Annotated in this window: 19 protein-coding genes, 1 tRNA gene and 1 pseudogene; 10 read left to right on the top strand and 11 right to left on the bottom strand. The window is 51.5% G+C overall.

Annotated features, from left to right (window positions below; genetic code table 11):
• Window positions 1-8 precede the first annotated feature (8 nt).
• Genes Pr1d_RS15345 through Pr1d_RS15360 form a run of 4 tightly spaced genes read right to left on the bottom strand, consistent with a single transcriptional unit; the run spans window position 9 to window position 4,690 of the window.
• On the bottom strand, window positions 9-1,676 hold the full coding sequence (locus tag Pr1d_RS15345; protein WP_148074343.1) for a type IV secretory system conjugative DNA transfer family protein: 1,668 nt from the start codon (window positions 1,674-1,676) through the stop codon (window positions 9-11).
• Entirely contained in the window at window positions 1,676-4,150 is a 2,475-nt protein-coding gene (gene mobF / locus Pr1d_RS15350) for a MobF family relaxase (protein ID WP_148074344.1), read from the bottom strand. Before mobF ends, Pr1d_RS15345 begins: the two co-directional genes overlap by 1 nt.
• 3 nt (window positions 4,151-4,153) lie before the next feature.
• Window positions 4,154-4,414 carry a hypothetical protein gene (locus tag Pr1d_RS15355; RefSeq protein WP_148074345.1) on the bottom strand — a complete coding sequence of 87 codons (261 nt, stop codon included), beginning with the start codon at window positions 4,412-4,414 and terminating at the stop codon, window positions 4,154-4,156.
• A 6-nt stretch (window positions 4,415-4,420) separates the two neighbouring features.
• Window positions 4,421-4,690, bottom strand: a complete 270-nt coding sequence (locus tag Pr1d_RS15360; RefSeq protein ID WP_168205253.1) for a hypothetical protein — start codon at window positions 4,688-4,690, stop codon at window positions 4,421-4,423.
• A 534-nt stretch (window positions 4,691-5,224) separates the two neighbouring features.
• Here Pr1d_RS15360 and Pr1d_RS15365 point away from each other — a divergent pair.
• From Pr1d_RS15365 to Pr1d_RS26310, 4 genes and pseudogenes are all read left to right on the top strand, one after another.
• Entirely contained in the window at window positions 5,225-5,854 is a 630-nt protein-coding gene (locus tag Pr1d_RS15365) for a 3'-5' exonuclease (protein ID WP_168205254.1), read from the top strand.
• Window positions 5,855-5,958: 104 nt separating this feature from the next.
• A complete protein-coding gene (locus Pr1d_RS15370; protein ID WP_148074348.1) occupies window positions 5,959-6,309 on the top strand; it encodes a hypothetical protein in 351 nt (116 codons plus the stop codon).
• Between the two features lie 137 nt (window positions 6,310-6,446).
• Window positions 6,447-6,845 carry a single-stranded DNA-binding protein gene (locus Pr1d_RS15375; RefSeq protein WP_148074349.1) on the top strand — a complete coding sequence of 133 codons (399 nt, stop codon included), beginning with the start codon at window positions 6,447-6,449 and terminating at the stop codon, window positions 6,843-6,845.
• A gap of 73 nt (window positions 6,846-6,918) precedes the next feature.
• Window positions 6,919-7,041, top strand: a pseudogene (locus tag Pr1d_RS26310) (single-stranded DNA-binding protein); the annotation flags it as partial.
• Window positions 7,042-7,198: 157 nt separating this feature from the next.
• Here Pr1d_RS26310 and Pr1d_RS15385 read toward each other — a convergent pair.
• On the bottom strand, window positions 7,199-7,528 hold the full coding sequence (locus tag Pr1d_RS15385; RefSeq protein WP_148074351.1) for a type II toxin-antitoxin system RelE/ParE family toxin: 330 nt from the start codon (window positions 7,526-7,528) through the stop codon (window positions 7,199-7,201).
• Entirely contained in the window at window positions 7,525-7,764 is a 240-nt protein-coding gene (locus Pr1d_RS15390) for a hypothetical protein (protein ID WP_148074352.1), read from the bottom strand. The genes Pr1d_RS15385 and Pr1d_RS15390 overlap by 4 nt, the downstream gene beginning before the upstream one ends.
• Before the next feature lie 386 nt (window positions 7,765-8,150).
• Between Pr1d_RS15390 and Pr1d_RS26710 the strand changes: the two genes are divergently transcribed.
• Window positions 8,151-8,387, top strand: a complete 237-nt coding sequence (locus tag Pr1d_RS26710) for a helix-turn-helix domain-containing protein (RefSeq protein WP_390622090.1) — start codon at window positions 8,151-8,153, stop codon at window positions 8,385-8,387.
• Here Pr1d_RS26710 and Pr1d_RS15400 read toward each other — a convergent pair.
• Window positions 8,379-9,389: a tyrosine-type recombinase/integrase gene (locus Pr1d_RS15400; RefSeq protein WP_148074354.1), complete on the bottom strand. Its 1,011-nt coding sequence runs from the start codon at window positions 9,387-9,389 to the stop codon at window positions 8,379-8,381. The genes Pr1d_RS26710 and Pr1d_RS15400 overlap by 9 nt on opposite strands.
• A 211-nt stretch (window positions 9,390-9,600) precedes the next feature.
• Window positions 9,601-9,674: transfer RNA gene (locus Pr1d_RS15405), tRNA-Pro, on the bottom strand.
• Between the two features lie 32 nt (window positions 9,675-9,706).
• On the opposite strand from Pr1d_RS15405, the gene Pr1d_RS15410 reads away from it, so the two are divergent.
• The 5 genes from Pr1d_RS15410 to Pr1d_RS25790 all read left to right on the top strand — a co-directional run bounded on the left by Pr1d_RS15410 (window position 9,707) and on the right by Pr1d_RS25790 (window position 21,464).
• Window positions 9,707-10,747, top strand: coding sequence for a tyrosine-type recombinase/integrase (locus Pr1d_RS15410; RefSeq protein ID WP_148074355.1), 1,041 nt, complete (start codon window positions 9,707-9,709; stop codon window positions 10,745-10,747).
• Window positions 10,748-11,153: 406 nt separating this feature from the next.
• Window positions 11,154-11,372, top strand: a complete 219-nt coding sequence (locus Pr1d_RS15415; protein WP_148074356.1) for a hypothetical protein — start codon at window positions 11,154-11,156, stop codon at window positions 11,370-11,372.
• A 476-nt stretch (window positions 11,373-11,848) separates the two neighbouring features.
• The gene (locus tag Pr1d_RS15420; RefSeq protein ID WP_148074357.1) at window positions 11,849-16,300 is read left to right on the top strand and encodes a WD40 repeat domain-containing protein; all 4,452 of its coding nucleotides are present in this window, start codon (window positions 11,849-11,851) and stop codon (window positions 16,298-16,300) included.
• 785 nt (window positions 16,301-17,085) lie between these two features.
• Entirely contained in the window at window positions 17,086-20,859 is a 3,774-nt protein-coding gene (locus tag Pr1d_RS15425; RefSeq protein WP_168205256.1) for a leucine-rich repeat domain-containing protein, read from the top strand.
• Between the two features lie 434 nt (window positions 20,860-21,293).
• Window positions 21,294-21,464 carry a hypothetical protein gene (locus Pr1d_RS25790; protein WP_168205257.1) on the top strand — a complete coding sequence of 57 codons (171 nt, stop codon included), beginning with the start codon at window positions 21,294-21,296 and terminating at the stop codon, window positions 21,462-21,464.
• A 226-nt stretch (window positions 21,465-21,690) separates the two neighbouring features.
• On the opposite strand, the gene Pr1d_RS15430 is transcribed toward Pr1d_RS25790, so the two are convergent.
• The 3 genes from Pr1d_RS15430 to Pr1d_RS15440 form a co-directional block, all read right to left on the bottom strand.
• Window positions 21,691-24,117 (bottom strand): tetratricopeptide repeat protein, encoded by a 2,427-nt coding sequence (locus tag Pr1d_RS15430; RefSeq protein WP_168205258.1) that lies wholly within the window; start codon window positions 24,115-24,117, stop codon window positions 21,691-21,693.
• A 257-nt stretch (window positions 24,118-24,374) separates the two neighbouring features.
• Complete coding sequence (locus Pr1d_RS15435) at window positions 24,375-24,653, bottom strand: hypothetical protein (RefSeq protein ID WP_148074360.1); 279 nt, start codon at window positions 24,651-24,653, stop codon at window positions 24,375-24,377.
• 144 nt (window positions 24,654-24,797) lie between these two features.
• Window positions 24,798-24,896, bottom strand: coding sequence for a carbon storage regulator (locus Pr1d_RS15440; RefSeq protein WP_148074361.1), 99 nt, complete (start codon window positions 24,894-24,896; stop codon window positions 24,798-24,800).

Here is a 24,896-nt window from a genome sequence, read left to right on the forward strand (position 1 = left end):
GAACTCAACTAGTCGCCTCTTCCGGCCGCAGTGACCGCAGGCATTTTTGATTTGCTGATCGCTTGCCGAGACGGACCAGGCCGAAATTTCAGTTTCTGGCCCCGCTGCACTGGAGTGAGATCCGCCAGTTCCAGTTCTGGCTGCGCCGGTAGCGATAACCGCTGTCTATCACTCATAGACCACTCCCGCAGCCATTGATCAGATTCCGGCTTGCTAACCAAGGCGTACCGTTCTTCTTCCTGTTCGCTCACGACAATCGGACTGATGTCTGAGGAGGGTAGGGTGATTTTTCTGGCCCCGCAGTCGGGACTCAGAAAGTAGCCGGTGAGACCATTTTGTTTATTGGTGGGGGGAATCGTGAAAAACTCCGAAGGGAGTACGGAATCTTTCATGACCCGTTGTTCGGAAACGTTGTGACCCGTTGAAAAGAATCCGCGACCCCCAGAACTCTCGGAACGGAAAATCTCCAGGGTTTCGTACTGCCCCAGCATTTTCGCCGCCCACTCCGCCGAGCCGGGAGATTCCATCCGGAGAATCGCCTTGTGGGAGCATTGCCCTATGATTTCGTCGGCGATCTTGTCACTACCGGCTGCCTCGCGAAACCCTTCGATATCCTGGAAAGCCAGAAGCAGACACGCCCCCCGCGACCGGCCCTTCACCGCCAGGGCCTGAAGCCCTTCACTCCGCAGAATGGACTTGGCTTCACGCGCTTCATCCACCCAGACCCAGGTCCGCCGCGTGCTGCTATTGCGTTGTCCGTCGATCTCTTCGACCAGGAAACGAAAAATCTGTTCGTTGAGGACATCGAGTGTTGCACTGGCGCTCTTGTTGACCCCCAGCAGCAACACGGAACTATCGCTGAGCCAATCTCGAATCGAAAGTTTTTCTGGAGTGCGTTGCCAGAGAGCAGCCACCGGGGCGTAGTAGCCCATGCTCGAAATAACGCTGGTGAGTACCGAGTGTCCTGTCCGGTCGTCAGGCAAAAATCTTGCAAACAACTCCCGGCCAACAGTATCGCGGCTGAGCACCGCTTCAAGTCGGTCTCGGCTCAGTGTCGCATGGACCAGGTCACTAAAGGTCCAGACTCCTGCTGAGTGTTTAATAAAACTCAAGAGCACGCCGTTCACTATCAGCCGGGCTGAATTGGTGAAATACTGGTTCGCCCCCGAGGACTCGGCTTTGATGAGCGAGCAACTGAAATTGAGTGCTCTGGTGGGTGAGGTAATGTCACGGGCGATATCCCAGGCAACGGCCTGCGGAAAACCCTTGCGAGACTCAAAAGGATTGAGAGAATAGACCGCAGTTGTGACCCCTACCTTTTTGAGATAAGCGGTTGTTTCCCCCTTGGCGTCGTAAATCAGCACACGCGAGTCTGAACCAACATGCATGTTCTCCAGCACACTCTTCATCAAGAGTCGCTGCACATGGCTCTTCCCACTACCAGTCACTCCGGCGGCAAGAAAGTGCTGCGTCGCCGTAGATTCTGGTAGCAGATTATTTCCCCAACGCAGACCGTGCGAAGACTTTCCGGACATTCTAGATCGGTTCGGTTTGGCGAGTTGCCGGCCACGGGTGTAGCTGCGGACCCGCAGCCAGCGGAGAACTTGCTGTCGAAACACCAGTCCTAGCACAAGGCCAACAACCACTAAAAGTCTTAGCGAACTTGAAATATCCATCACACGACCTCGGGTAGATATTCGAGTGCCATTTCCTGCTGGCGGCTCTGGCTCATCCGCACCGCTAACTGCTCAAGTGCTCCGGTGGACGCCCGGTCGGCGTAGACCCACGTATTCCCCCGAGCCCGGGAACCGGCTACATAACTAAGCTCCCGGTCGACCATCACCGGGTCGACAAGCAAGAATGCCGCTTCGCAAGTCGTCCCTTGCGATTTATGAATGCTCATCGCGTAGCTGAGCGTCAAATGAGAAAACTCGCTGGTGTTGATTTCGATCTCCATCCCCTCGTCGGTTCGGAGCCAGACGGTGCGGTGTTCGACTCCGACGACTTCCCCCAGCGTGCCGTTGCGCAGGTGATGCAGTTTTGAGTTTTTGGTGACCAGCACCCGATCCCCCAGGTGAATGTCGAGCCCATCGACTTCGACGGCATATTCTCCTAGCTGCCCTCGCGATTTCATCTCGTGTTGGATTCTCCGATTCAGTTCACGCACATCCCGGTTCCTCCCAGCCAGCACCAACAGATCTTTTACTTTCGCCTCGTAGGCAAAGGCCTCGTCGCACCAATCCGCGACTAATCGTTCTAGCGCGTCTTCACGCTCGCTGCCAATATGAAGCTGACCACGTCGATCCAATTCCTCGAGTACCTCTTGGGCGTTTCCGTCTCGGAGCTGCAAGACGGCCTCTCTGGCCCAGGCTTCGCGTTGCCGGACCACCTGCATTAGTTCGGTCGTACCAATCTGCTCCCCGATGAGCCGGAAGGGTGCGCCCGGATCGATGGCCTGCAGCTGCTTGTGGTCACCGACCAATACGATCTTTGCCCTGGCTGCTTCGACCTGCCGGAGAAGTTTTTCCAACTGGACCGTCCCGATCATGCCTGCTTCATCGACCACCAGCACGGTGTTCGCGGTGAGTGTCAGGTTGCCATTCTCAATCTCGTAGAGCAGCTTATGGATATGCAGCGACGCAATGCCCGCTTCGGTTTCCAGGCCTTTGGCTGCCTTGGAGGCGAGTGATGTGCCGATGACGGAGTATCCATTTTGCTCCAGGGCGATTCGCGCCAGCTTGAGCATGGTGGTTTTTCCTGAACCGGCGACGCCGGTAATCGCCACGATGTCAGACCCGGTGGCAATGTCTCGGACGGCCTGTGCTTGTTCTGGCCGCAAAGTTTCATGGCGACTAATGACTTCCTGCACCATGCTCGGTGCCACGGCATGCGTTGACTTATTGTGGAGTCGGGTGGCGGCCCCTATTAACCGCTGCTCTACTTCGAGCATCGCTCTGGTGGTAAAAGTTCGCACAAACCCGTCGGCGACCAACTCGACAATTTCGGGTGAATGCTCCAGAGTCTTCACCACGCCACCCAGCACCGCACCAATTCCGATGCCCCGCGACTGAGCGGCGATGGCGGTCTGCTCCAGAAATTCATTTTCAGTAAAGCGTGCTTTTCGACCCATGAGCGTGGCCAGTGCAGAGTCTGTCGCCCGTGCAAGTTCTTGGTAAGGCTTATCTCGCTGTAGCTCTTTGCCAAACAGCTCAGCCACCTGCTGCTGGCCAAACCCAAATTCGACACTCTGTTGTTTCCAGGCGCTTTGCAGTTCTGGCCACGTGAACAACTCCTTGTCGTTACGCGTGTTGAGGGCCGCTTTCTCGGCAGCCTTCGCACCGGACAAACCGTGTTGTCGCAGCCATTTTTCGATTGCCTGCCGACGCTTTGACATCGCCGCTAGTAGTTCCTGCGGAACTCCTTCGATCTCAAACCAGCTCACCAGTTCCTCACTTCGTTCCCTTTGCGGGCGGTAGGTTTTTATGCCTAGCTCGGTTTCTAGCAGCATCGATAGTTCGCTGCGGAACAAGGCCCCCAGGGCCATCTTCATGCGTCTTTGGAACAGCACACGTGCATCAAGGGCCCCGGTGGTGCCATCTTCGCGAATTACCAGGTTGGCGACGACCGCATGAAAATGCCTTTGAGGATCGGGTGCTTCGCCGGGGAGGCCACGGGTCGTATCGTGCGAAAACAGGGCGACGACGAGCTGGGCATTCTCGGCGATCCGGCCATCCTTGCCGCGACGCGTGACCCCGCACAGCTGGCTGAACGCCTCCAGAGCCCGGTCCACAGCCAGTGCTGCCACCCGGTCGACTTCCTTGCGATCTTGTTCGTCCGCGAGTGACCACGCACAGCTAAAACTTTTGGGCAGGCTCCAGGTGAGATCGAAACCGGCCCGCCGCTGGATTTTTTCCCCTTTGCGTTTTTGCACGAGCTGTTTCGTGCCGTCTGGGGACAAGCCTTCCAGAATGTTTTTTAGTTCAGCGGGGTCTACTTCTCCTGTGAGGCCAAGTGCTCTTGACCCAGCCCCCCACCAGACTCCTGGCCTAACACCATTCTCTGAATAGTAGTCGTGGTTCTCGGCATTCCCTAGATGCGCGTAGTAGCTGACCTCGGTGGCACTTCCTCCCACCGGCTTGATCGATAGCATGACTTACGATTCTCCTTCCCGGTAGACCGCTTCATTAAAATCTCTGCGGAACCGGACCTGTTCTTCCGCCACTTGCGAAACCAGACTAAAGACATCCAGGAATTTACTATTAGTAAAAGACATGCTGGCCAGCCGGAGATAAACCGACGGTTTCATCCCGTTGAGTTCGCATTCGGCAGCAATCCGCTCGGCCTGACTCTTGGTGAATCGAATCGTCACTTTCTCGCACTGCTCGGTGAGTGTTTTTGTGCTCCGCTTGACCATGCCCACCTATGCCCCGCTCTGGTATTCGTCATCGAACCGATTGAGGGCAGCGATTAGTGCTTCCTGCACAAACTGCTTCTTGGCCGTTTTTCTGCCCCCGGCTTCGAGATGCAAGAGCGCAATTTTCAGTCGCCATCCGACCGCTTTGGAAATCTCGACATTCAGCGCGACCTCCTCTTCGCTGGGGGGTGGTTTTGGGATCGACTCGGTCGGGCTGACCAGTTTGCGCTTTCCGCTGACTCGTTTGGAAGTTGTGGAGTTTTTTCTCTGTGCCATGGCAGAAATTATCACAGCCCCACTCCCTACTCAAACAACCAGTCCAATATTTTTCGCCCTCTCCGTTTTTCTCCCACACAGTTTCTACCTGCCAGCCTCACCAACTAGGAACCTAGGTTTTACCCTAAGTTCCTCCAAGCCTAGGAACCTAGGTTCTCGGAGTGCAAAGTTGCCACGCAGCAACCTGGATTCGAGGTGCAGAAAGTAAGACCACACCCGTGCATCTCGCTTCGCTCCATCCAAGACGCAAACAGGACCTAACAGAGTGCCGCCCAGCGAGAATCGCTGACCCACTTTATGGCCATCTTTTTACGAAGTTAGCTGTGCCGACAAGCGGTGTTCTCTGACATTCGTTAGTTCAACTTGAGTTGTCGGCGATTGTTCTTCGTCACTGGCACTCTATCTTGCTACTGGGCCCTTACCGCCATGGTGGTCGCTGACTCGAATTGCTGGCACTTGCAATCCTACCGGCACGCTACCTGGAACTCGCAGAAAGAATTGCTTAGCAAGTTTAGATGCCCCACAATCAGCCCCATGAATAATGTTGCTAGCCGTACGATTTATATCGACATTGAATCCGCCGGAAGGGCCAGACGAGCCCCGATCATTGAACTCGCCGCGATTGCTGTCGAGAGTGGTAGTTACCGGGAACTCGATTCGATTGACATGAAGCTTGAGTTTGCGATGAAGGAGGCGGACCCCCGTTTTCTAGGCGTCAACAAATTCAGCCCCACGGTGTGGGAAAAATACGCCCTGCCCGAACGAGACGCAGCCGCCAAGCTCGCAGCGTTTCTGCGGCGGCATGCCACGACCGAGCGGACGAGCCCTAAAACCGGCAAACCGTACCTCGTCGCCCAGCTGGCAGGATTTAACTCGAATCGTTTTGACATCCCCCGCCTCGAACAGTTGTTCCAACGGCACAAACTGTTTTTTCCAGCCTGCAGGCGCTCCCTCTGCGTTATGCAAAAGACCCAGTGGTTTTTTGAGGACAACCAGGCGCTCCAGCCTGGACCTGACAACTTTTCACTGGCGGCACTCGCGGATTATTTTCGACTCGCTACTCAGCCTGACCACACGGCACTCAGCGACGTGCGGGCTACAGTCGAGCTGGCCCGCCTCCTGGCGGAGTTCCACCGGATCTCGGCAACAGCCGCTGCGGCTTAATCTCAGAGTACACGTTGAATTATTGGAAAAGATTTTTTTGCTTAAGGTTTTAAGATCCCGCAGAATGAGTCTCAGCAGAAGCCAACTTTTTTGGAGAGACTTTTATGATCAAGTGCAATACCGACAAACCCATCGGCGAGATCGTACTCGTAGGCCGGGCCGCCTACCAGCTTTACTCGCATACCTATCGCGGGGTGGTCCAGTACCGTGCCAAAGTCGGCAAACCCTGGACCAACGCCCAAACGGGAGAGACCCTGGTGCTTCCCTTTATGCAAGATGATTCCGCCCGCGACTTTATGGAAGCGAGCAGGCAGGCGGGGGAGCAAGTCGAGGCATTGCGGGCTGCTCAGTTTCGACAAGTCGTCCACACAAGTGCCGCTTCCATTACCCCCCTGGCTAAAACTACCGAGCAGGAATTCGAGGCGGATAAGCCGCTTGGACTCAAGCTGGCCTAAGGCCACACCTCAGTCGAGGTTCTGGGAGCTTGGCGAGACAAGCCTGGTTGCCAGAGCCCCTGCGGAGTGCAAACAGCTAAGGTTCAATTACTTTTTTTACGCTCTTCAGATTTGAAGAGAGAAAGCGATGGTATATTATGTCGAGTTTCAATCAAGTGGTGCTGATGGGTAATTTGGTACGGAGCCCCGAGCTACGTTACTTACCTGGAGGCGAGAAAGCCGTTTGTGAAGTCCCTATTGCCGTGAATGAGCGTTTTAAGCGCGGCGATGAGATGGTTGAGTCCGTCTCGTTTATTGACGTTACCTTCTGGGGTCGTACCGCAGAAATCGTCAATGAATACCTGGTGAAAGGTTCTCCGATCCTGATCCAAGGCCGTCTGAAGCAAGACACCTGGGAAAAAGATGGGGAGAAACGCTCCAAGCTAAAAGTGGTTTGTGAGCAGATGAAAATGATCGGTGGCAAAAAATCGGACGACCAATCAGCAACTGAGGAATCTCAGGAACTGGTTGCCGCTGCTACTGACGATTCTTTCTGAAGAAGGTTTCCCTGCAAATTTGCACTCCGCTTGGGGCCTTCTTGACTGATACTTACCAACAAATTCTGGCGGAGTCGCTAAGTGGTCGCTTATCCTAGTCGACGGGCGTCTCAAACAAGACACCTGGGAAAAAGATGGCGAGAAACGATCCAAATTGAAAGTTGTCTGTGAGCAGATGCGTATGTTCGGAGGCCGAAAAGCCGATGATTCCCAAACATCTGACACAACGACTCCTGAGGATCCAGAATTTGTTGGTGCCGGTGCCGATGGTCACAATGACACGTTTTAAGTAAAGAAGGTTTCCTGCATCACTGCATCTCCGCATAGGGCCTTCTCTCCCTATGCATACAGACTCAACTAACTGGCATTTCTTGCCGTGGCACCAAGTCCTGCCCTGGTCCTCTGACATGTGTGACTAGGACTAGATCTTCCCGAATCAAAAAAATGGCTCGGTATTTTTTACCGACACGAGTCTTGAACACCACATGTCTGATTTCTTCCTCGTGATCACCATTTTCTGGAGCGAGCGGTTTCCGATTCGCTGACTCGGTAAGTTCCGCCAATACTTGGTCAAACCGGTCCGCCCAGGTGGCGGCCCCTTGGGGGGAACGCTCCCGAATGTATTGAAGTATTTCAGAGACGTCCGTTTCGGCACGGAGTGTCAAGTTGACGCGGAAGCTCATTTGGTGGAAAGGCCATGCTTTTGTCGTAGATCCTTCATTGCTTCCTCAGCTGGACGATGCCGACCAGCATCCGCATCCGCTATCCCTTCGCGTATGGCCTCATTGATTTGGTCGCGATTTTGATAGGACTCCCATTCAATGACCAAATCGTCCAGAGACATAGGGCTCTTGCCAGAATTAAGCAAAGTACGCCCAAAGTCAGTAAAGTTATCAAATTCCTCTGTCGTAATTGTCATTTTACTAGATTCTCCAGTGGGTACCTACCTTCAGTATACCTGATTTGTGAGAGCATTGGCAAAGGCTTTCTAGGACTCCCTTACTTCTGCCCACCTGCAGATTGCAGATCCGCAATCTATGGATCTTCTGCTCCGAATATCATAGCCATGATTGACCTGACAGAATCAGATGGTAAAATGGGGGTAGTCACTGAGACAGTCGACGGCCTTAGTGACTACCTATAGATCAACCGACCTGATCAATTACCCGCGAAGCCAACGCCCGTTTGGCTTCGCGGGTTTTTTTGTGAAATAAAAGAAAAATGGACTGCGGCCTAACAAGCGCGTCTACAGATTTCACTGGTTCAATATCCCGGGACTCCGCCATGAGAAAACACAGTACAAAAATGCGTGCGATTTCTGATTCCCCAATCCCTTTGAGTGCACAACAAGTCGCAGAGATGCTGGCTATATCCCGAGAAGTTGTCTATCGCCTTTGTGAGTCGGGTAAGCTCGCCCACCATCGATTCGGGAATGGACGAGGAACAATACGAATTTTTCAGCAAGATTTGGACCAATTCATTGCGTCAAGTCGAGTGCACACTTCAGTCCGGGATCTGGTTGAATACGATCATTTAGCCTGAAAAAGTGCTGTTAATGCATTCTTTATTGAGTGCTGTGTGTAAGTGCTTGGGAACTGCTTCAAGATGACTATAAACTCTCGCTACCATAGTCGTATCTCGATGGCCCATCAGAATCGAAAGAGTGACAGGATCTACTCCAGACTTCAGTTTGTTCGTACAGAAAGTATGGCGAACCGTGTATGCGCACAAGCCAGGCAGTTTCAGTTTTATTGCGAGTCGACGGAATCGGCAGCGAACTGCATTAGCAGTCCAAGGTTCGTTCAAAGAGTTCCGAAGAAGTGGACCTGTGGCATTGTGTTCCAACAATTGATCAGTCAATTGTACGATGTCTTCAGGAAGATAAATGACTCGGCGATATTTCTTGCCCTTGGATTCCTTCAATGGAAAGATCCATCGCTTTTCCTGTCGATCAAAATATTCTCCACACACAAGTCGAGCTTCCTGGGGACGGCATCCCGTTGCGAAGAGTACTTTGAGAACATTGCGGAAGGGTTCATCCCTGGTGGCAGCAAAGATGCGTTTGCAATCTTCATCGCTAAGCAACAACTCACGACGACCTCCTGCTGGCCTTTCAAGACCTACCAGCGGGGAATATTGCAAGAGCCTTCTGCCTACCGCCCAATTCATTGCCCGTTGAACAGCCCCCATTGCCCCTCTGATAGTGCTATCCGAAGCACTAGGAAACTCTGCTTCAATCCAAGTATCAACATGGTCGGCGGTGAGGTCAGTCACGCGGAGGCTTTTACCAATGTGCTGAGCAAACGACCGCAGGAAATCCTTATACCACCGGTACGTCTTCTGTGACCGATTATTGCAAGTCCAAGCGAGGAACCTATTGAGGACAGAAACTACCGGCTCAAGTGAGGCGTCAGACGAACTACATGAGTTTAGTTGCTCGAACTTAACCAAGGCAAGTTTTTTTTCCTTGCCGAGATTTATGAGTTTCTTACCAACCCAGACATACCACGACCGGGTTTGCTTACGAAAAAATGGGCGACGCATCGATAATACCTCCAGAGTCAAGAAACCGAATCAAGGCTCGGCGGACAAGGAGGTTCGCTCTGGGCAGCCTGCTTAGTACCAGCTAGGCGGGCTGCCATTTTATTTCATAGGTCGTCTAGTTTATTCTAACAAGTCTAAAATTTGGTGCACTTTTGGTGCATCTGACCACCGATTGGCGGAAAGGGATTTCAAAAACCCCGAGAAAAATAAGTCGGGCCGACAAGATTTGAACTTGCGACCTTTTGACCCCCAGTCAAACGCGCTACCAGACTGCGCCACGGCCCGAACTTCTTGACTTATAAAGACTTATCGCAATAATGAAAGTAGAAAAAACGCCCCTGACACGGATAGGTGACACGGATATGCCCGCTAAGCCCAGAAAACCATGGTACTGGAAAGCTCGGAAGGCATGGTATGTGTGTCTTCATGGAAAGCAGCATAAACTCTCCACTGACAAAAAGGAAGCCCAGCAGCGGTTTCACGAATTGATGGCTTCGGAGCCTAAGACCGTCACAGACGGATCGGTGGCCTCTTTGCTCGATGCGTTCATCAGCGATTGCAGAAAAACGAAGGCTCCCAAGACCATCCAATGGTATCGGAATTACCTCCAGGACTTCCTCGATTTTTTGGTGCCCAAAGGATACTCCCCACAGTCACTTCCGGCCTCTCGAATGACCCCTAAAATTGTGCGGCAGTGGGTGGATCACCGAGGTACCGCTGAACGGGCCCGCATCACGGCAGTCAAGTCAGCCTACAGTTGGGGCCACGGGGAGGGCTGGATGGAACACAACCCTCTTTCGGGAATGAAGCGTCCACCGGCTACCAAGAGGACCGAGTTGATTGAACTTCCTGAGATGGTCCGCCTGCTCCGACTTAGCAAAGACAAATGCTTTCGAGAGCTGCTGACGTTTTGCTGGGATGTTGGCTGTCGTCCTCAGGAAGCCAAGGGACTTCGGAAAGACCAGCTCGATCTGGAGAGGTCTCGTTGTGTGATTTCTGAGGACGAAGCCAAAGGAAAAAGGAAGCAGCGGGTGATTTATCTGACGAGTCGCTCGAAACGAATTATCGAACGGAACATCAACGGCAGTCCCTATATCTTTCTGAACACGAGATCGAAGCCCTGGACAACCTCGGCGGTGAACTGCCGGTTTGCGAGACTTGAGGAAAAGGTGGGAAAAAGATATTGCCAGTACATGTGGCGACATGCGTTTGCCACAAGAAAGCTGAAGGAAGGTGTCAGCCCCATTGTGGTTGCCGAACTATTAGGGCATGCTGACGTTTCCACCCTCGCTAAGATTTATCAGCACGTGGCTCAAGATCCGAGTCACTTACTCTCAGCACTGGAACAGCGAAAGTAACTAATTCCAGGGTTTTTGGCGAAGCTTACCGACGACCTCGAGGTTATGAGGCTCCCACCACTAATCGAGCTAAGACACTCACACGTAAGCAGTTAGAGCATTTTACTACTTCTTTGGCTCATGGCAATTGCTTGCTTGTATGGCTGACCTGCGAGAATCGAGACCAACCCCAGGTGTTCAGAAAGTTTGTCACCTAGGATTCCTCGCACTTTTCGCCAGAAAGCCTTCTGCATGTCGAACTGGTTCTCTCCGTTGCTATTCCTGTTGGCAGCCTCAGCAGAGGAGGATTTGCGTCGCCAAATCGAGTTCTTCAAAGCAGAGAATGAGATGCTACTGGCGAGAGTACCTAAGAAACGGATCTTCCTTAGCAATGACGAGCGAGAACGGCTGTTGAAGCTAAGAGTGGTTGAACCAGTTTATTGTGTTTGGCTTGCAGCATCTCGATTATATCGTTAGCGAATATCAGAGGTTTTATTATGAGGCGAGGCCTCACCAGCGCAAAGACAATCGGCCACTCACCGGCACTTGGTCTGTCGTTGATGAGCCACTTGGCAAAGAAGAAACGATCGCCTGCCACACTCGACTTGGTGGTGTATTGAAGAATTACCAGCGACTCGCTGCTTGACGGCACCATTACCAAGTGACAAGGCTACCGTCGCGGCCAGCTGCCCATGCCGGAATGGCAATGTTGCGCTAATGGCAAATCTGTCCCGATAAGCGACTATTGCGAATGTCACAAACCGCGTATAAGAAGTCGATTCAATCTGCGATTAGGAATTTTCATCCCTAAAAACTTTTTGAACACTTCGACAATTGAGAGTTGCTCGAATCCAAGGCGGAACCTAATGTTGCCGGACGCTACGTCATGACGAAGTCGGACTTGAATGCACTCCACTTTGCAATTCTATTTGCTTACGAATTTTTCAGCCCGTCGCACTAATTCTGACGTAGCAATCCCCAGTAAGGAAGACCCTAGAACGTCCAATCTGCTGAGTATATATAGTCGGCGCCTTTATGGACACAGACACACTACGCCAATTATAATCTAGGCGAACAGAAAAAGATCGTGGCTAGTCAACTTCAACTCAGCGGGATTATATCATGGATCCTAGCGAAGAATCTCGTCGTCGGCTTGAATCAGAACTAATCCATGCACGGCCGATTGGTCGAGTGGCACGTTCCTGGAGTTGGGTGAAGCGCAATCGAGCGGTTAGCGCTTTAGGGAGCGCGCTAGTAGTAAGTTTGCTGATTGCTCTCGTCGTCAGCACTATTCTTCTCAATAGTTCGCAGGAGGCTCTGCGTCAGAGAGAATTGGCTTTGAAGGCAACAGACAATGCTCTTCAGCAAGAATTGAAAGCCAAAGAAGCCGAGGCGCAGCTGGAAACCGCTCGTGCAGAATCCGGGCGACTTAAGGAAGCTAATGTGCAGGCTTGGCAGCAGGCACTCAATTCGGAGATAGCGGGTAAGTTCGCGCGGGCGAATTCGCTACTCCACGATCTTGAAACAATACGACGAGAACCCAGCAAACCTGTCAATCGGGAAAAGGCTCGACAAACGATCAGAGATATTTCTCAACTGGCAGCGGAAGCTCACGTCGGTATCGAGCAACTCGATCCTAACATTTTCGCAGCCGAGATTCTTAAATTCCGAGAGCAAGGCGCATTGTCGGAGGAAGCGATCCGATCCGAAGCGACAAGATGGCTGGAGTTTGCCACTCTGCGACAAGTCAAGGAGATTCCACTCGAAGAACTTGGGTCTGTCAAAGATCGCCCACAATTCCAAATCGACTTGGAAAAGGTAATTCATGTTGGAAGCAATTCAAGTGGAAGTGTCGTCGTTGTAGGTCGTGCTAATCGTGAAAAAGTCGCCGTGATTGACAACGGTTCGGACACGGTTCGCTTCTTGAGACTCGAAGGAGTGAGGTTCGCGCAGCAAGGTATGGAGTTTGGTCCTGGAATTGTCAATACTATGACAGTCGCGCCCGACGGGTCACAACTGGTAGTCCTCGACTATTCTCCGCGGCTGCTAGTGTTTGATCTCGTCCAAGGCAAAAAGCTGAATGAATGGAAGCTTCCAGACATGCATTTCAATAATTACCTCGTTTGTGCAAAGCAAGGCGAGGTTCAACTCCAGTCAATTGGAAACACAAACACGAGACAAAAAGAATTGACATGGCAACTTGAAGATGGAACCCATTCTGAAAGGCAATTGGCCGACAGTGAAATCAGTATGTTACGTTTCCATTCGCCCTGGCATCGCGAGGTCCAAGGCACACTATTCGATGCAATCTGGAATAGTAGACACATGGGACCTGAATCGTCGAATACGCTCAAGCTACGAGAACGTGGCGACCAACCGAACGAAATTACTATTGCCACCGAGAAACACTTGGGGGCATTTGGATTTGCCGGAGACCCCAATTGGCTCGTATACTGCGTCGGCAATCGGTTGAATTGCTACGATCATCAAAGTGGGATCACGCTCGGTGCGGAATATGCCAACCCCACTGAATTCCGACAAGTAGTCAAATTATGTCCCGCCCCACGAGGCTTCTATGCGATTGTTTTCGATAATGTTACCACTGACTCTTTCGGCTCGCAGACCAGACAGATACCGCCGGATCGCACCAAGGGTCAAACACTCAGTCTGGCGGTATGGAAAGCTGACTTCGGTACGCCGCTCTCTCAACAGATTTTGCCGACACGTTGCCGGGATCTTAAAATCGCCAGTGATGGCCTCATTGTTGCAGGCGGAGAAGGTCCCAGTCTAGTCGCCCTTGCGAACGAACGAGAGCTATGGGATTCGTCAAAGGCCAACATCAGACGGCCTTCAGCCAATTTCCAAAGGGATGGACAGTCAACCTTTACCGTCGATTCAATAGAGGGCCAATATCCTTCGTGGCGAACTGAAATCCGCTCGTCTCAGTCAGGTGAATTAATTAAGGAATTTCCTGCCAGCGGAGTTGGCAATGCACTGCGATGGGATGCCACGCGACGATTCGCTGTCCTCCTCGAAAGCGAGACTGTCAATACGGTTTCCTACGAAGTGCTCGATGTGCAAGAGGACAAGGTGCTGGGACAGCTCGGTCCTTTCGACTTTGACAATGGCGATTCCTCCGGGAAGCCGGTTGTCGAATTTTCGCCGCGTGGCCGGTGGCTTCTTATCACACAGGGTGAGGTGATGAAGTTGTGGGAAATACCGAGTTTGAAGTACGCAGGTTCGGTCAAAAACAAGAACAAAAGCCCATGGCAGAACCAACAATATGAAATTCGAGACATTCGAAACAATAGGGAAGACAACGAGTTTATTGAAAGCGAGATTCCCGATTTCAGGGAGGTCTATTTTGATCAGGTGGAAGATAACGTTTTCGTTCGACCGTTGCGATCGGTGTACAATCTGCCATCGATGAAGCGAGTTGCTAAGCTCGCGGACTGGCCAGATGACGAATTTAATCTTTTCCCCTTCAGAGTTAAGTTTCTTGGCACACGCATTTTCTTGTTAGCTGATCGTAGCGGCTTGAGAGATAGACAATTTCTCGTTGGGGTTTGGGACCTTGAGACAGGACAGCGTTATACACTTGGTGACTCTACAGCCCATGAGCCTAGCGGAGTTGAAGTGCAGAACAATGCGGACCGACCGTTGCGACTCGGCGAGACACCGGTTGAACTTGCCAATAAGCTCGCTGATCCCTCGACTGCGGAAGCAGCAATCAAAGAGCTTGCACGAAAGGCGGAAGCCGCGTTCGATGCGATTGCAGAAGATAGGGAAGTAGTCGCGGCAGATGGCAACTCGGCGGAAAATGGGGCTGTCGAGGAAGGCGGCCCCAAAGAGACCGCGAAGCCACTTTTTAGGGAGAACTCGATGGCGATTGTCCATCCTTCAGGCGAAAAGGTCCTTATCTTAATGCCTTTCAAGGAGCGAATGTCTTTTGGCTCATCCAGGTCGAGCCCATTAAGTATCTACCTGTGGGATCTGAAGTCTGGCGAATACAAAATGGTGGGCTCTTATGCGAACGTAGGGGAATTCAGTCTCGATCCGCCCGTAGTCTCGTTTGATGAGGATTTTGTCTATTTGAAACTTGAAATCGAAGAAGAGAAATCAGAGAGCGACCATCCGTTCGCGCAGGCGCATATTGTGCGATGGTCTGACGGTAAAGTTACACATAGTGGGAAGCTCTGGAAGGACGGCTTCAATCGCTTGCTGGTGTGGAAAGACGATGAAGGGCTATCCGTTCAGGTTATTCCTGGCACCGTCCGAACTCCTCTCGAGCATTCATCCGGCGCAGTACCGGGGCGGGCCCACTTGAGTCCCGACCATTCGACAATCGTCCTCCAGCTCGATCTGGGTAATCGCGGTGCAAAGCGGACACGGATAGCAGGAATGTGGAGCAGCATAAATGGAAAACGCTTGGTCGAACTACCAGCGTCGATTTCGTCGGTCACATTTGATCCAAAAAGTCGGTGGTGCGTCGTGACCAACAACGACAAAGAAGAACTGATGATTGTGGATTGCGAAAGCGGTCAAATCCAACGGCGATTGTCACCACCTTGGTTACTCAAAGACGTCATCCGAATGGCTGACGATCGCGTGCCCAATGCTAATAGCCCGCCGGGGTATCCGATTGGTTATACACCCAGTTACGGTCTTGACAACATACGGATTGATCCGACGGGTTCTAGACTTCTTCTCAACGGCTACGGTTTGACGGCCCTTTGGGATGCAGAGCAAAACAAAGAGATCAAGCGTCTGAAGAAGAGCCATCATGCACCAATCAATTGTGTAGCGCAAGACCCAAGAGGACGATTTATTGCTACCGGTGGCGTCGAGGGGGGCGTCATTATCTGGGATCGCAAAACGGGAAAATACGTTCGCAGCTATGTCGAGTACGTCGGTTCTATTGTCGAGGTGTCATTTGACAACAAGGGGGATCGCTTATTTGCCCTCTCTAGTAACGGAACCTTGTCTTGCTTGGGGCAGCATGGCTGGCAAGTTCGATCAAAGAGTAAGTCCACCGCTCAAACTTTTGCGTGCCATCCTAGCGAGCCTATTGTCGCCGTAGGTACAGAAGCAGGAGAAATCCTTTTCCTATCGATGAGAGACGGGAAGCAATCGGGCACCTTGCGATTCGAACACGGCGACCTGACCTCGCTAGATTACACGTCTGACGGGAAGTTTTTAGCGGCAGGATGCAAAGATGGTTCAATTGTGGTCTGGGACGTCTCGACGAAGAAAGAGCGTTGTCAGATGAATGCGGAAGGACCTATTGTGTCTTTGCGATGGCTTATTGAGACAGGAACACTCGTGAGCGGAGGCCAGACAATTGAGATTTGGGATGTTGATCGCGCCACGTCAATCTGGTCGATTCCAATCACAAAAGCACCAGTCCGCGCGATGGATCTTAATAGAATTCGGGACCAACTCGTGATAGCAGATGGTGGTGGTGCAGGTCGACTTATCGATCTGCGAGGCCTGAATAGCGCGATTGCGGAAATGGGAGTATTGGGGATTGAGTTGCCGAGGGACGTCACGGGCGTTTCTGGAACAACGCGCTGATGTTGATGTCCATTTCTGCAACATGGCGCAATTCCGAGGAAAATGCTTCGAGCAATACAGCTTGAACGGTTCTAGGACTTACAGCGTGCCCAACTTTTCGGCCGACAACCTCGAGGTTACGAGGCTCACCGGTGTAATCGAGCTAAGACACTCACACGTAAAAAGTTCGAGCATTTTACTACTTCTTTGCCGCATTGCAATTGATTAGCACCTTTTAGCATGTATTAGCATTTCAACCGTGCCAAAGAAGTAGTCGAGAATCGATGGCCAATTGTCATCAAGTTTCTCGAGCCCATATCTTGTTTGAACTGGCTGACCAGCGAGAATCGAGGCCAACCGCAGGTGTTCAGAAAGATTGTCACCTTCTTTTCCGCTCTATATTCTCGCCAGAATGTGTTCCGCATTAAAAGTTGGTATTCACCGTTACTATGTCTTTCGGTCAGAACGAACATTGAATTTGGGAGAAGCCAGTCGATTCGATCAGGTTCGATATCTGAACGCACCTTACTGTTTGAATTTGACGGCAAAGCTTGCAATTCGGCACTGAATCAATCTCTAATCTGCTAGCTATGTGACGTCACAACTTGAGACTCTCAAGACGAGTAAAGCTGCACCAATCAAAACCTGTATTTCAAGGACTATTACGCCACAGACTTGCCAATAGGACGATTAAGTACCAATCCCAAGTTACATGACTTTTCGATTTGCTTTGAAAGCTTTTAATCTTATAACAGGAATGTGCCTCTTCATGTCATATGCTTTTAGAGTTTGGAGCCACCTTGATCATGTCAGCACTTCGAAACCCATTCGTCGTAGCAAACTTTGCTCTGCTCGCTATTGTGCAATGGAGCGGACTATCGAGTGTCGTCCAGGCAGAACCCAACGAGCTTGAGGTCAAATCATGGGTCGAGCAACTAGCCAGCAGTGACTTCCAAGTCCGAGAGGCCTCGACAGAGAATCTAATCCAGTCTGGTCGCAGCGTTATCCCGGCGGTCCGCGACGCAGCTTTGTCTAACGATCTCGAAGTAAGTGACCGAGCCTGCCAAATTCTTATTCGGCTCTATGACTCGGCGGACGAGCGGACGCATCTACAAGCACGCCAAGCGTTGCAGCAACTGGCTGAGTCACAACACGGCAGTGCCACAGTGGCCAGGGACGCCTTGCAAGAGGTCTTGGCATGGATCCAGCGTCATTCTGGAGAGTACGACGTGGACATGACTCGTCCAGATCACCCAGTGGTCGTGGTGCGTCTCGATCGCACGCGCGGAATTGACCCCGGTTTTTCTGGTGATGGAATTCAAAACGCGGATCTGGCGAAACTTCAGAAAGTGCGGGAGATACGCGAACTTACGCTTGAGAATCGGACCACGATGACGGATGAAGGCCTTCGGCATCTCGGAAGGTTAAAGCAACTTACTTCACTCAACCTGCGTCGAACGCAGATCAGAGGCAGCGGCCTGGCCCACCTTGCCGAGTTGCCAGAGTTACAGACCTTAGATTTGGCGTACTGTCGCAATCTCGGCGAGAACGGAATAAAGACGATTAAGAAACTTTCGCATCTGACGTCTCTAAATCTCGACGCCACCTCAAACAGATGGTCACACGACGACATATGGCAGCAACATATTCGGAGTTGCGTGCATGAAAAGTTTTTGCCGTTAAAAGACCACTCGCTGAGAGAGCTTGCAGAACTCAGAGGCGGAATAACTGACGAGGGCCTCCAGCACATTTCGGAAATGCCCGCCCTGAATCGGCTCTCGCTCGTTTCGTCGCGCATTACTGACTCCGGAGCTAAATCAATCGCAAAACTACCAAACTTGGAATGGCTTGACGTTAGTCGCACTGCAATTACCGACGTAGGGGTCGAATCGATTGCTGACATTCCGACCCTCAAGGCACTGCATGTCAATTTCGTACCTATTAGCGGCGCAGGTATTGTCCGATTGGGGAAACTTGCAGACCTGAGAGAGTTGGGTTTGAGCGGCACCGTAGTTACTGCTGCGGATCTTGAGAAGCTTCAAGGACTCAAGAAGCTAGAGAGGATAGATCTAGCGTCAACCAGGCTCTCTGATGAGCTGGTTGAAGTATTGCTGGGATTTCCTGATCTTTGCGAGGTTAACCTTGCGAACTCAAAACTGACATTCAAGGGAGTTGCCGAGTTGGCCGAGAAGTCCACAAACATCGATTTGACGCAGGCACTTATTGCGGCCGGTTGGGGGAAGGTCTACGAGGCAGGAGTGCTGGAATCGCTTGACCTCAACTACCAACAGTTGACAAACAGCGATCTGGCCCAATTGGAAGGCCTGAAAGATTTGAAATACCTTTCGCTCAATCGAACTCAGATCTCCGACGACGGGCTCCAATCGATTGGCAAACTGGACAATCTGGTGAGTCTCAGCCTCGCCAGCACAAATATCACGGATGTCGGAATATCGCATCTGAAGAATCTTATCAAATTGACCCGTCTAGACTTGCACGGCACGAAAACTACCTTTGGCGGCGTGATCGATCTGTTAATGCGGAGCCAAGGACGTACCTTACGCGAGGCAATCAGTGTGGCCCGCATGTCGCGGCGGGCTGACGCACAGGGATTAAAACTTGATCCAGAGTTCGTGGACTTACGAGGCTTTCCGGTCACGGACGCTGACTTGGAAGCATTGGCAACCTTGAGCACGCTGGAAACACTGTTCTTACTGGGCGATTCTATTACAGATCAGGGGATCGCGCAGCTTACCCCTCTGGAGCATCTCAAACAGTTGTGGATTAGCGGCAAACAAATCACTGGCCAAGGCTTGGCAACGCTCAATTCGCTGAAGCATTTGGAGACGCTTTGGTTCACTGACACCAGTGTGACGAGTGACGATTTGGTTCACTTGTCCGCCTTGCCTCACTTGAAATGTTTGAACCTGAGTGGGACCCGACTGACGCCCCATGTCGTGGAAACTCTCTCGGAATTTCACGCATTGGAGCTGTTGATTATCGACAGCCTTGCCATCTCTGACGAGGATGTCACGCAGTTGGGACTGGCCAATCCAGCCCTTTCAGTCGTCCAGAGTCAAAAGCGAGCCCTGGAAGCGGTGCGGGCAGAAGCGCAGACTATTCATAGGATGTCCGATCCGAGTTTTTCACCGGAAAGGGCAGTAAATGTCGTTGTGCAAGAACATCCCTTAGTCACAGATTTTGGATCGCAGTATTTCGAACAGGCCGTCGAGCTGAATTGCGGCGTACTGCCCCTACTGCCCAGTCGCTGGAAGGAGCTTGCGACGTTGACAGATGTATTGCTTCACGGCGTAAATCAACCGGCCGCTGCAATGCGCGTCCTGCCTGAACTCTCCCAGATAAAGAAGGTCTCATTATATCGAGCAAGAGTCACCGACGCAGACCTCGTGCACCTAGGTAAGGTCACGTCGCTCGAAGATTTAGACCTGCAACGCACCCTGATTACCGACGTCGGTTTTGAGCATCTTCGGAATCTAAAACGACTGAGATCGCTGTCCGTAGGGGGCTATGGAACCGAGATCCACGATCCAGGAATGAAGTTCCTAGCAGAACTGAATCAGCTGGAGTCGTTGTCGCTGTATCGAACCAGTATCAGCGACGCTGGACTCATCCATCTTCGAGGCCTGAAGCATCTCAAGGGTTTGGTCCTGGGCGAAGTCAAGGTAGACGAGGGACTGACCCATCTCAGCAAGCTGGAAAACTTGGAGACACTTGACCTAAGCTCCACGAAGGTCACGGACGCCAGCTTACGCTTCCTCTTCGGACTCAAGAACCTTCGCAGCTTAGACCTAGGAAGCACACTCGTCAGTGAAAATGGAGTTGCTGAACTTCAACAACACTTGCCTGAAGTGAAGATCTCCTTTCGGCCAATGTCAGAAAAAGCGCGAACAGCCAAGGCTGACCTGGCTGAGCTAGGCGTAAAGGCATTTTGGAGCTCTGGCCAAGGATTCAATGGCGCCGATCTGACGAAGGCCGACAACCTAGGTCCGGCGATGTCCAAAGTGCTTGAACTCAAGGGCTTAAGAATGTTGAACTTGGGTGCCAACACAACGGACACAACTTTAGAGAAAGTGGCCGTGCTCACTCAACTAGAGCACCTCTCGGTCGCAGACGCCACTTTAACAGGAGTAGGTGTGCAATGTCTCTCACGCCTCGATCATCTAACCCATCTGTATCTGCGAAGATGTCAACTTTCCAAGGAAGCCCTGGCGAATCTGGCTGCGCTGAAAAGGGTAAAATCTCTCGACTTGACCGGGGCCAAACTCCCTCAACATGGGATCAGACATCTTGGAGAGCTGTCGAAACTCGAGTGGCTCGGCTTAAGCGGTGTAGATTACGAGGATGCCGATTTACAGAGTCTCCACTCCTTGACGAACCTAAAAGAGCTAGTTCTCATCGACACGCCAGTTTCTGCCGCGGGACTCCGAACCCTCGCGGGTCTGAACTCATTGCGCATGTTGCAAGTTAGGAATACTCAAGTTCGCATGGAGGACGTCGCTGACTTAGAGAATGCGTTGCCAGAATGCCGAGTCATACTTTTCGATATTTGGCCTGAATAGCTGCGTCATAAAAACGTTGCACTTCGAGCTTTTTTCCAATCTGGTGTTCGAAGTTCGACTGGCTGCGTTCTTTGGCTATCCAGCCAAGAGCACAGGCCACCAGCGTGGTGACAACAAGGAGGCTTCGCACACTAAAGCGAAACCAGCGGCGTCGAGTGGGCGTGGTCTCGTTGACGAGAGGGTGCACATCGGACGTCATTAGAGAGTGCCTGCTGTGGTCTTCGTGGAGGCAACTTACGCGATCCCTATCTTATCGCAAGCAAGCAGACGTCAAAGATTAATCTGGCAGCCACTGGAAAACTACGCTCAGACAGCATGCAAGTACTGAAAGCTCGAGTGGAAAGTTTTCTAGAAGATAGTACTATACATACGTATACTTTTTGCTATATTGGGGCCATGGCAACTTTTCTTCACTTTCACGGAGAACCTGGACCATGATTACTTGCCCATCGGAACTGGCCGCCTCAGACTACACTTCCATCGCCGAGATTCTTCCTGCAGTGCTGGCACGCTACGGAATTGAATCAGAAGAGAATCAGCACGACTCCTTCGCTGTCTTGGGCTGTCTGCAAGTGGCAGACTATTCCGCACTAGTTACCCAATGAGGCTTTCAGATGTCAGAGCAACCTATAGACGATGAAATGGCGTGCGAGAGGGAGACTTCTGCTCCTCTAACGCAGGCTGAGCTGCATTCTCTTTACCTTGAGCAGCAACGCCGCATGCAGTGCCATGGCTGTGGGGAGGCGATTGAGGTTTACTGAGTGGGTTGCGGGGACAAGCATTTAATATTTCTACCCATCGCGAAAGCAGCAGCTTGTGCTTCACGGCCCTCTACTCCTGCTCATCTCGCAAAACTTGCTTTTCTTTGTATGACTTAAGTACCTCTTCCAATGTTTTCCTATTGCGGACAGGATTCAGAGCGATCGCCTTAGCTAAGTGTTCTTGAGCCTTCACGAAATCTCCCTTTTCGGCATACGCCGCCGCAAGATTCTCAAGACCTATACTACTCTTCCAATTGGTAAGTTCACATGCTTTGGTGCCTAACTCCACCGCCCTGCTGCCATCACGATATTTCTCATCAGGGCATCTTGCGTAGATCCAGTTAAGGTAAACATAGGCATCGACATATTTGGGGTCGAGGCGAATGGCTTCCTCGAAGTCGGCGATTGCGTCGTCGTATTCCTGCATGAGCTTCCATGCAGTTCCTCGGGTGTGGTAAGACGCCGAGGAAGGATCGAGGCGAATGACTTCATTGAGGTCAGCGATGGCCTTGTCGAATTCTCCCTTGGCACCCCATGTAGTTGCTCGGCTTCGGTAAGCATCTGTAGAGCTCGGGTCGAGGCGGATGGCTTCGTTAAGATCGGCGATGGCCTTGTCAGCATCTTGCCTGGCAACCCATACAGCTCCTCGATTAAAATAAGCCTTAGAGTCATTCGGATTGAGGCGGATGGCTTTGTCGAGGTCATTTATAGCTTCACCGTATTCTAGCTTGCCACGCCATGAAGCTCCTCGATTAGTATATGCGTTGGCATTTTTTGGATCGAGGCGGATAGCTTCATTGAAGTCGTCGATGGACTTGTCGTACTCTTGTTTGGCAAACCAGGCAGCTCCCCGATTAGTATATGCACTGGCATATTTCGAATCGAGGCGAATGGCTTCGTTGTAGTCATCGATAGCTTTGTCGTGCTCTCGCAGTTTGAACCATGCGGCTCCTCGGTAGAGATAAGCTTGAGATTGAATCGGATCGAGGCGAATGGCATCGGAGAAGTCTGCGATGGCCTTTTCCCATTCTTGCTTGGCATTCCAAGCAGTTCCTCGATTGTAGTACGCGGATGAATAATCCGGATCGAGGCGGACAGCTTCACTAAAATCGTCGATCGCCTTGTCATACTCTCGCTTGGCAATCCATGAAGCTCCTCGGTTCGCATATGCTTTGGCATCTTTTGGTTCGACGCGGATGGCTTCATTAAAGTCGTCGATGGCCTTCTCGTACTCTTGCTTGACTTTCCAAACAGCTCCTCGATTGTTGTAGGCTGCGGCATAGTTTGGGTCGAGTCTAATGGCTTCGCTAAAGTCGTGAATGGCCTCATTCCATTCCTGCTTTGCCACCCAAGAGGATCCGCGATTGTACTGAGCAATCGAATCCTCCGGATCTAGGCGGATAGCTTCACTAAAGTCTGCGATTGCCTTGTCCCATTCCTGTTTAGCACTCCTTGAAGTTCCTCGACCTCTGTAAGCGAATGAATCATCCGGATCAAGGCGAATGACTTCGGTGAAGTCATTTGTGGCCTTATCCCATTCTTGCTTGTTACCCCATAAACTCCCACGGCACTTGTAAGCGTTTGAATGATCAGGGTCTAGTCTGATAGTCTCGCTAAAGTCTTCGATTGCCTTGTCGTACTCTCGCTTAACGTTCCACGCAACTCCCCGACTGTAGAAAGCGTTTTTATCACTTGGATCGAGGCGAATCACTTCTGTAAAGTCAGCGATGGCTTTGTCATTTTCTCGCTTGTAACCCCATGCTATTCCTCGATATGCATAAGCCGACGAATTATCCGGATCGAGGCGAATGGCTGTACTCAAGTCGTCGATGGCCTTATCCGATTCTTGTAAGGCGAGCCAAGCATTTCCGCGATTGTAGTGTGCAATGGAATCATCTGGATCGAGGCGGATGGCTTCACTGAAGTCCGCGATAGCCTTTTCATATTCTTTCTTGGAAGCTAATGTAGCACCTCGATTGACGTAACTGTTTGATCTATTCGGGTTGAGGCGGATGGCTTCGTTGTAGTCATCGATAGCTTTGTCGTATTCTTGCTTGGCAGCCCAGACATTTCCTCGACTGGAGTAAGCAATTGAATCGCTTGGATCGAGTCTTAAGGCTTCTTCGGAATCCGCAAGTGCATTATCTAATTCCCCTAGTGCACGCCACACACACGCCCGCCCGATATAGAGCCGTGCAGAGCTTCGATTGTTCTGAATCAAAGAAGTGAGTTGGTCGGCGGCTTTGCGGTTCAGCGGTATCACATGCGACTTATGAAGCCAGCCGGAGCTGCTGTAGGTCAGCCATAGATCATCGCCATTCACTTTCTGAACCTTCAGAGTCAAGCCAGGCCAAACAGTCTCAACGTGTTCGGATTCGCCACTAAGATCCGTATTGTGAATAACTACGACCATATCACCGGAGTGATACTCTTGAGCGAGTACGCAAGGAGAGCCAAATGCTACACCAAGAACGATAAGAATAAACAACTGACGCATAGCGAACCCCTTGCATTGCATTCGGAACAGTTGCCGAAGTAGGATTTTTGCTTGGTATATTCACCCGATTGTAGATGCGGATTGTTTCACGGTCCACATATTCGAGTCAAATTCCCCGCCCAGGCGAAAATGCTAAGGAATCTGCACGTATCAGCACGTAGAAGTCCTGGGATGGGTGCAATTAAAATTGAACCAACTACGCCACGTCCCACAGGATTACCTGGCTTGCCTCCTTGGCACCGACCAAATCTAATCCTCTAAATGGTCATATCGATTATGTGGGGCGAATAGCTCCCATCTTCCGGCTGCTCTACGAACATTGGGACGAAGCGATTGAGAATATCTGCCGCTTGTTCGAGTTTCTCTTGTTGCCGTTTAGTAAGTCGTCCCAAATCTCTCTGTTCTCGAGTCACTCCGGAAAAAGAGTACAGCCAGTTATCAACGACTCCTTCGATCTCCGCAGCTTTTATCACGTATTTGCAGCGGCCACGGCCTGCAGTTAGTAAGAACGACAATAGAAACGAGTCGACAGTCATATGATGAGTCTTCCACGCCTTTATAGTTCATCGCGATTCACCGCGTTGGCGAAGATGGCCTCGAATCGCGTAGTAGACCTCTCCCTGATGCACGGGCACTGACTCAGGGGCGATCCCTTCTAGCTTAACCTTCTCTGGAGAAATCTATCCGACACGAACAAAGACATCGTCTCCCAGACGAATTGCCTCGCCCGCTCTGCGTGTTAAGACGACCGCTGACTTCTCTTGAGTTTCTTCATTCAT

It is taken from the genome of Bythopirellula goksoeyrii, from assembly GCF_008065115.1.
GTDB classification, from domain to species: domain Bacteria; phylum Planctomycetota; class Planctomycetia; order Pirellulales; family Lacipirellulaceae; genus Bythopirellula; species Bythopirellula goksoeyrii.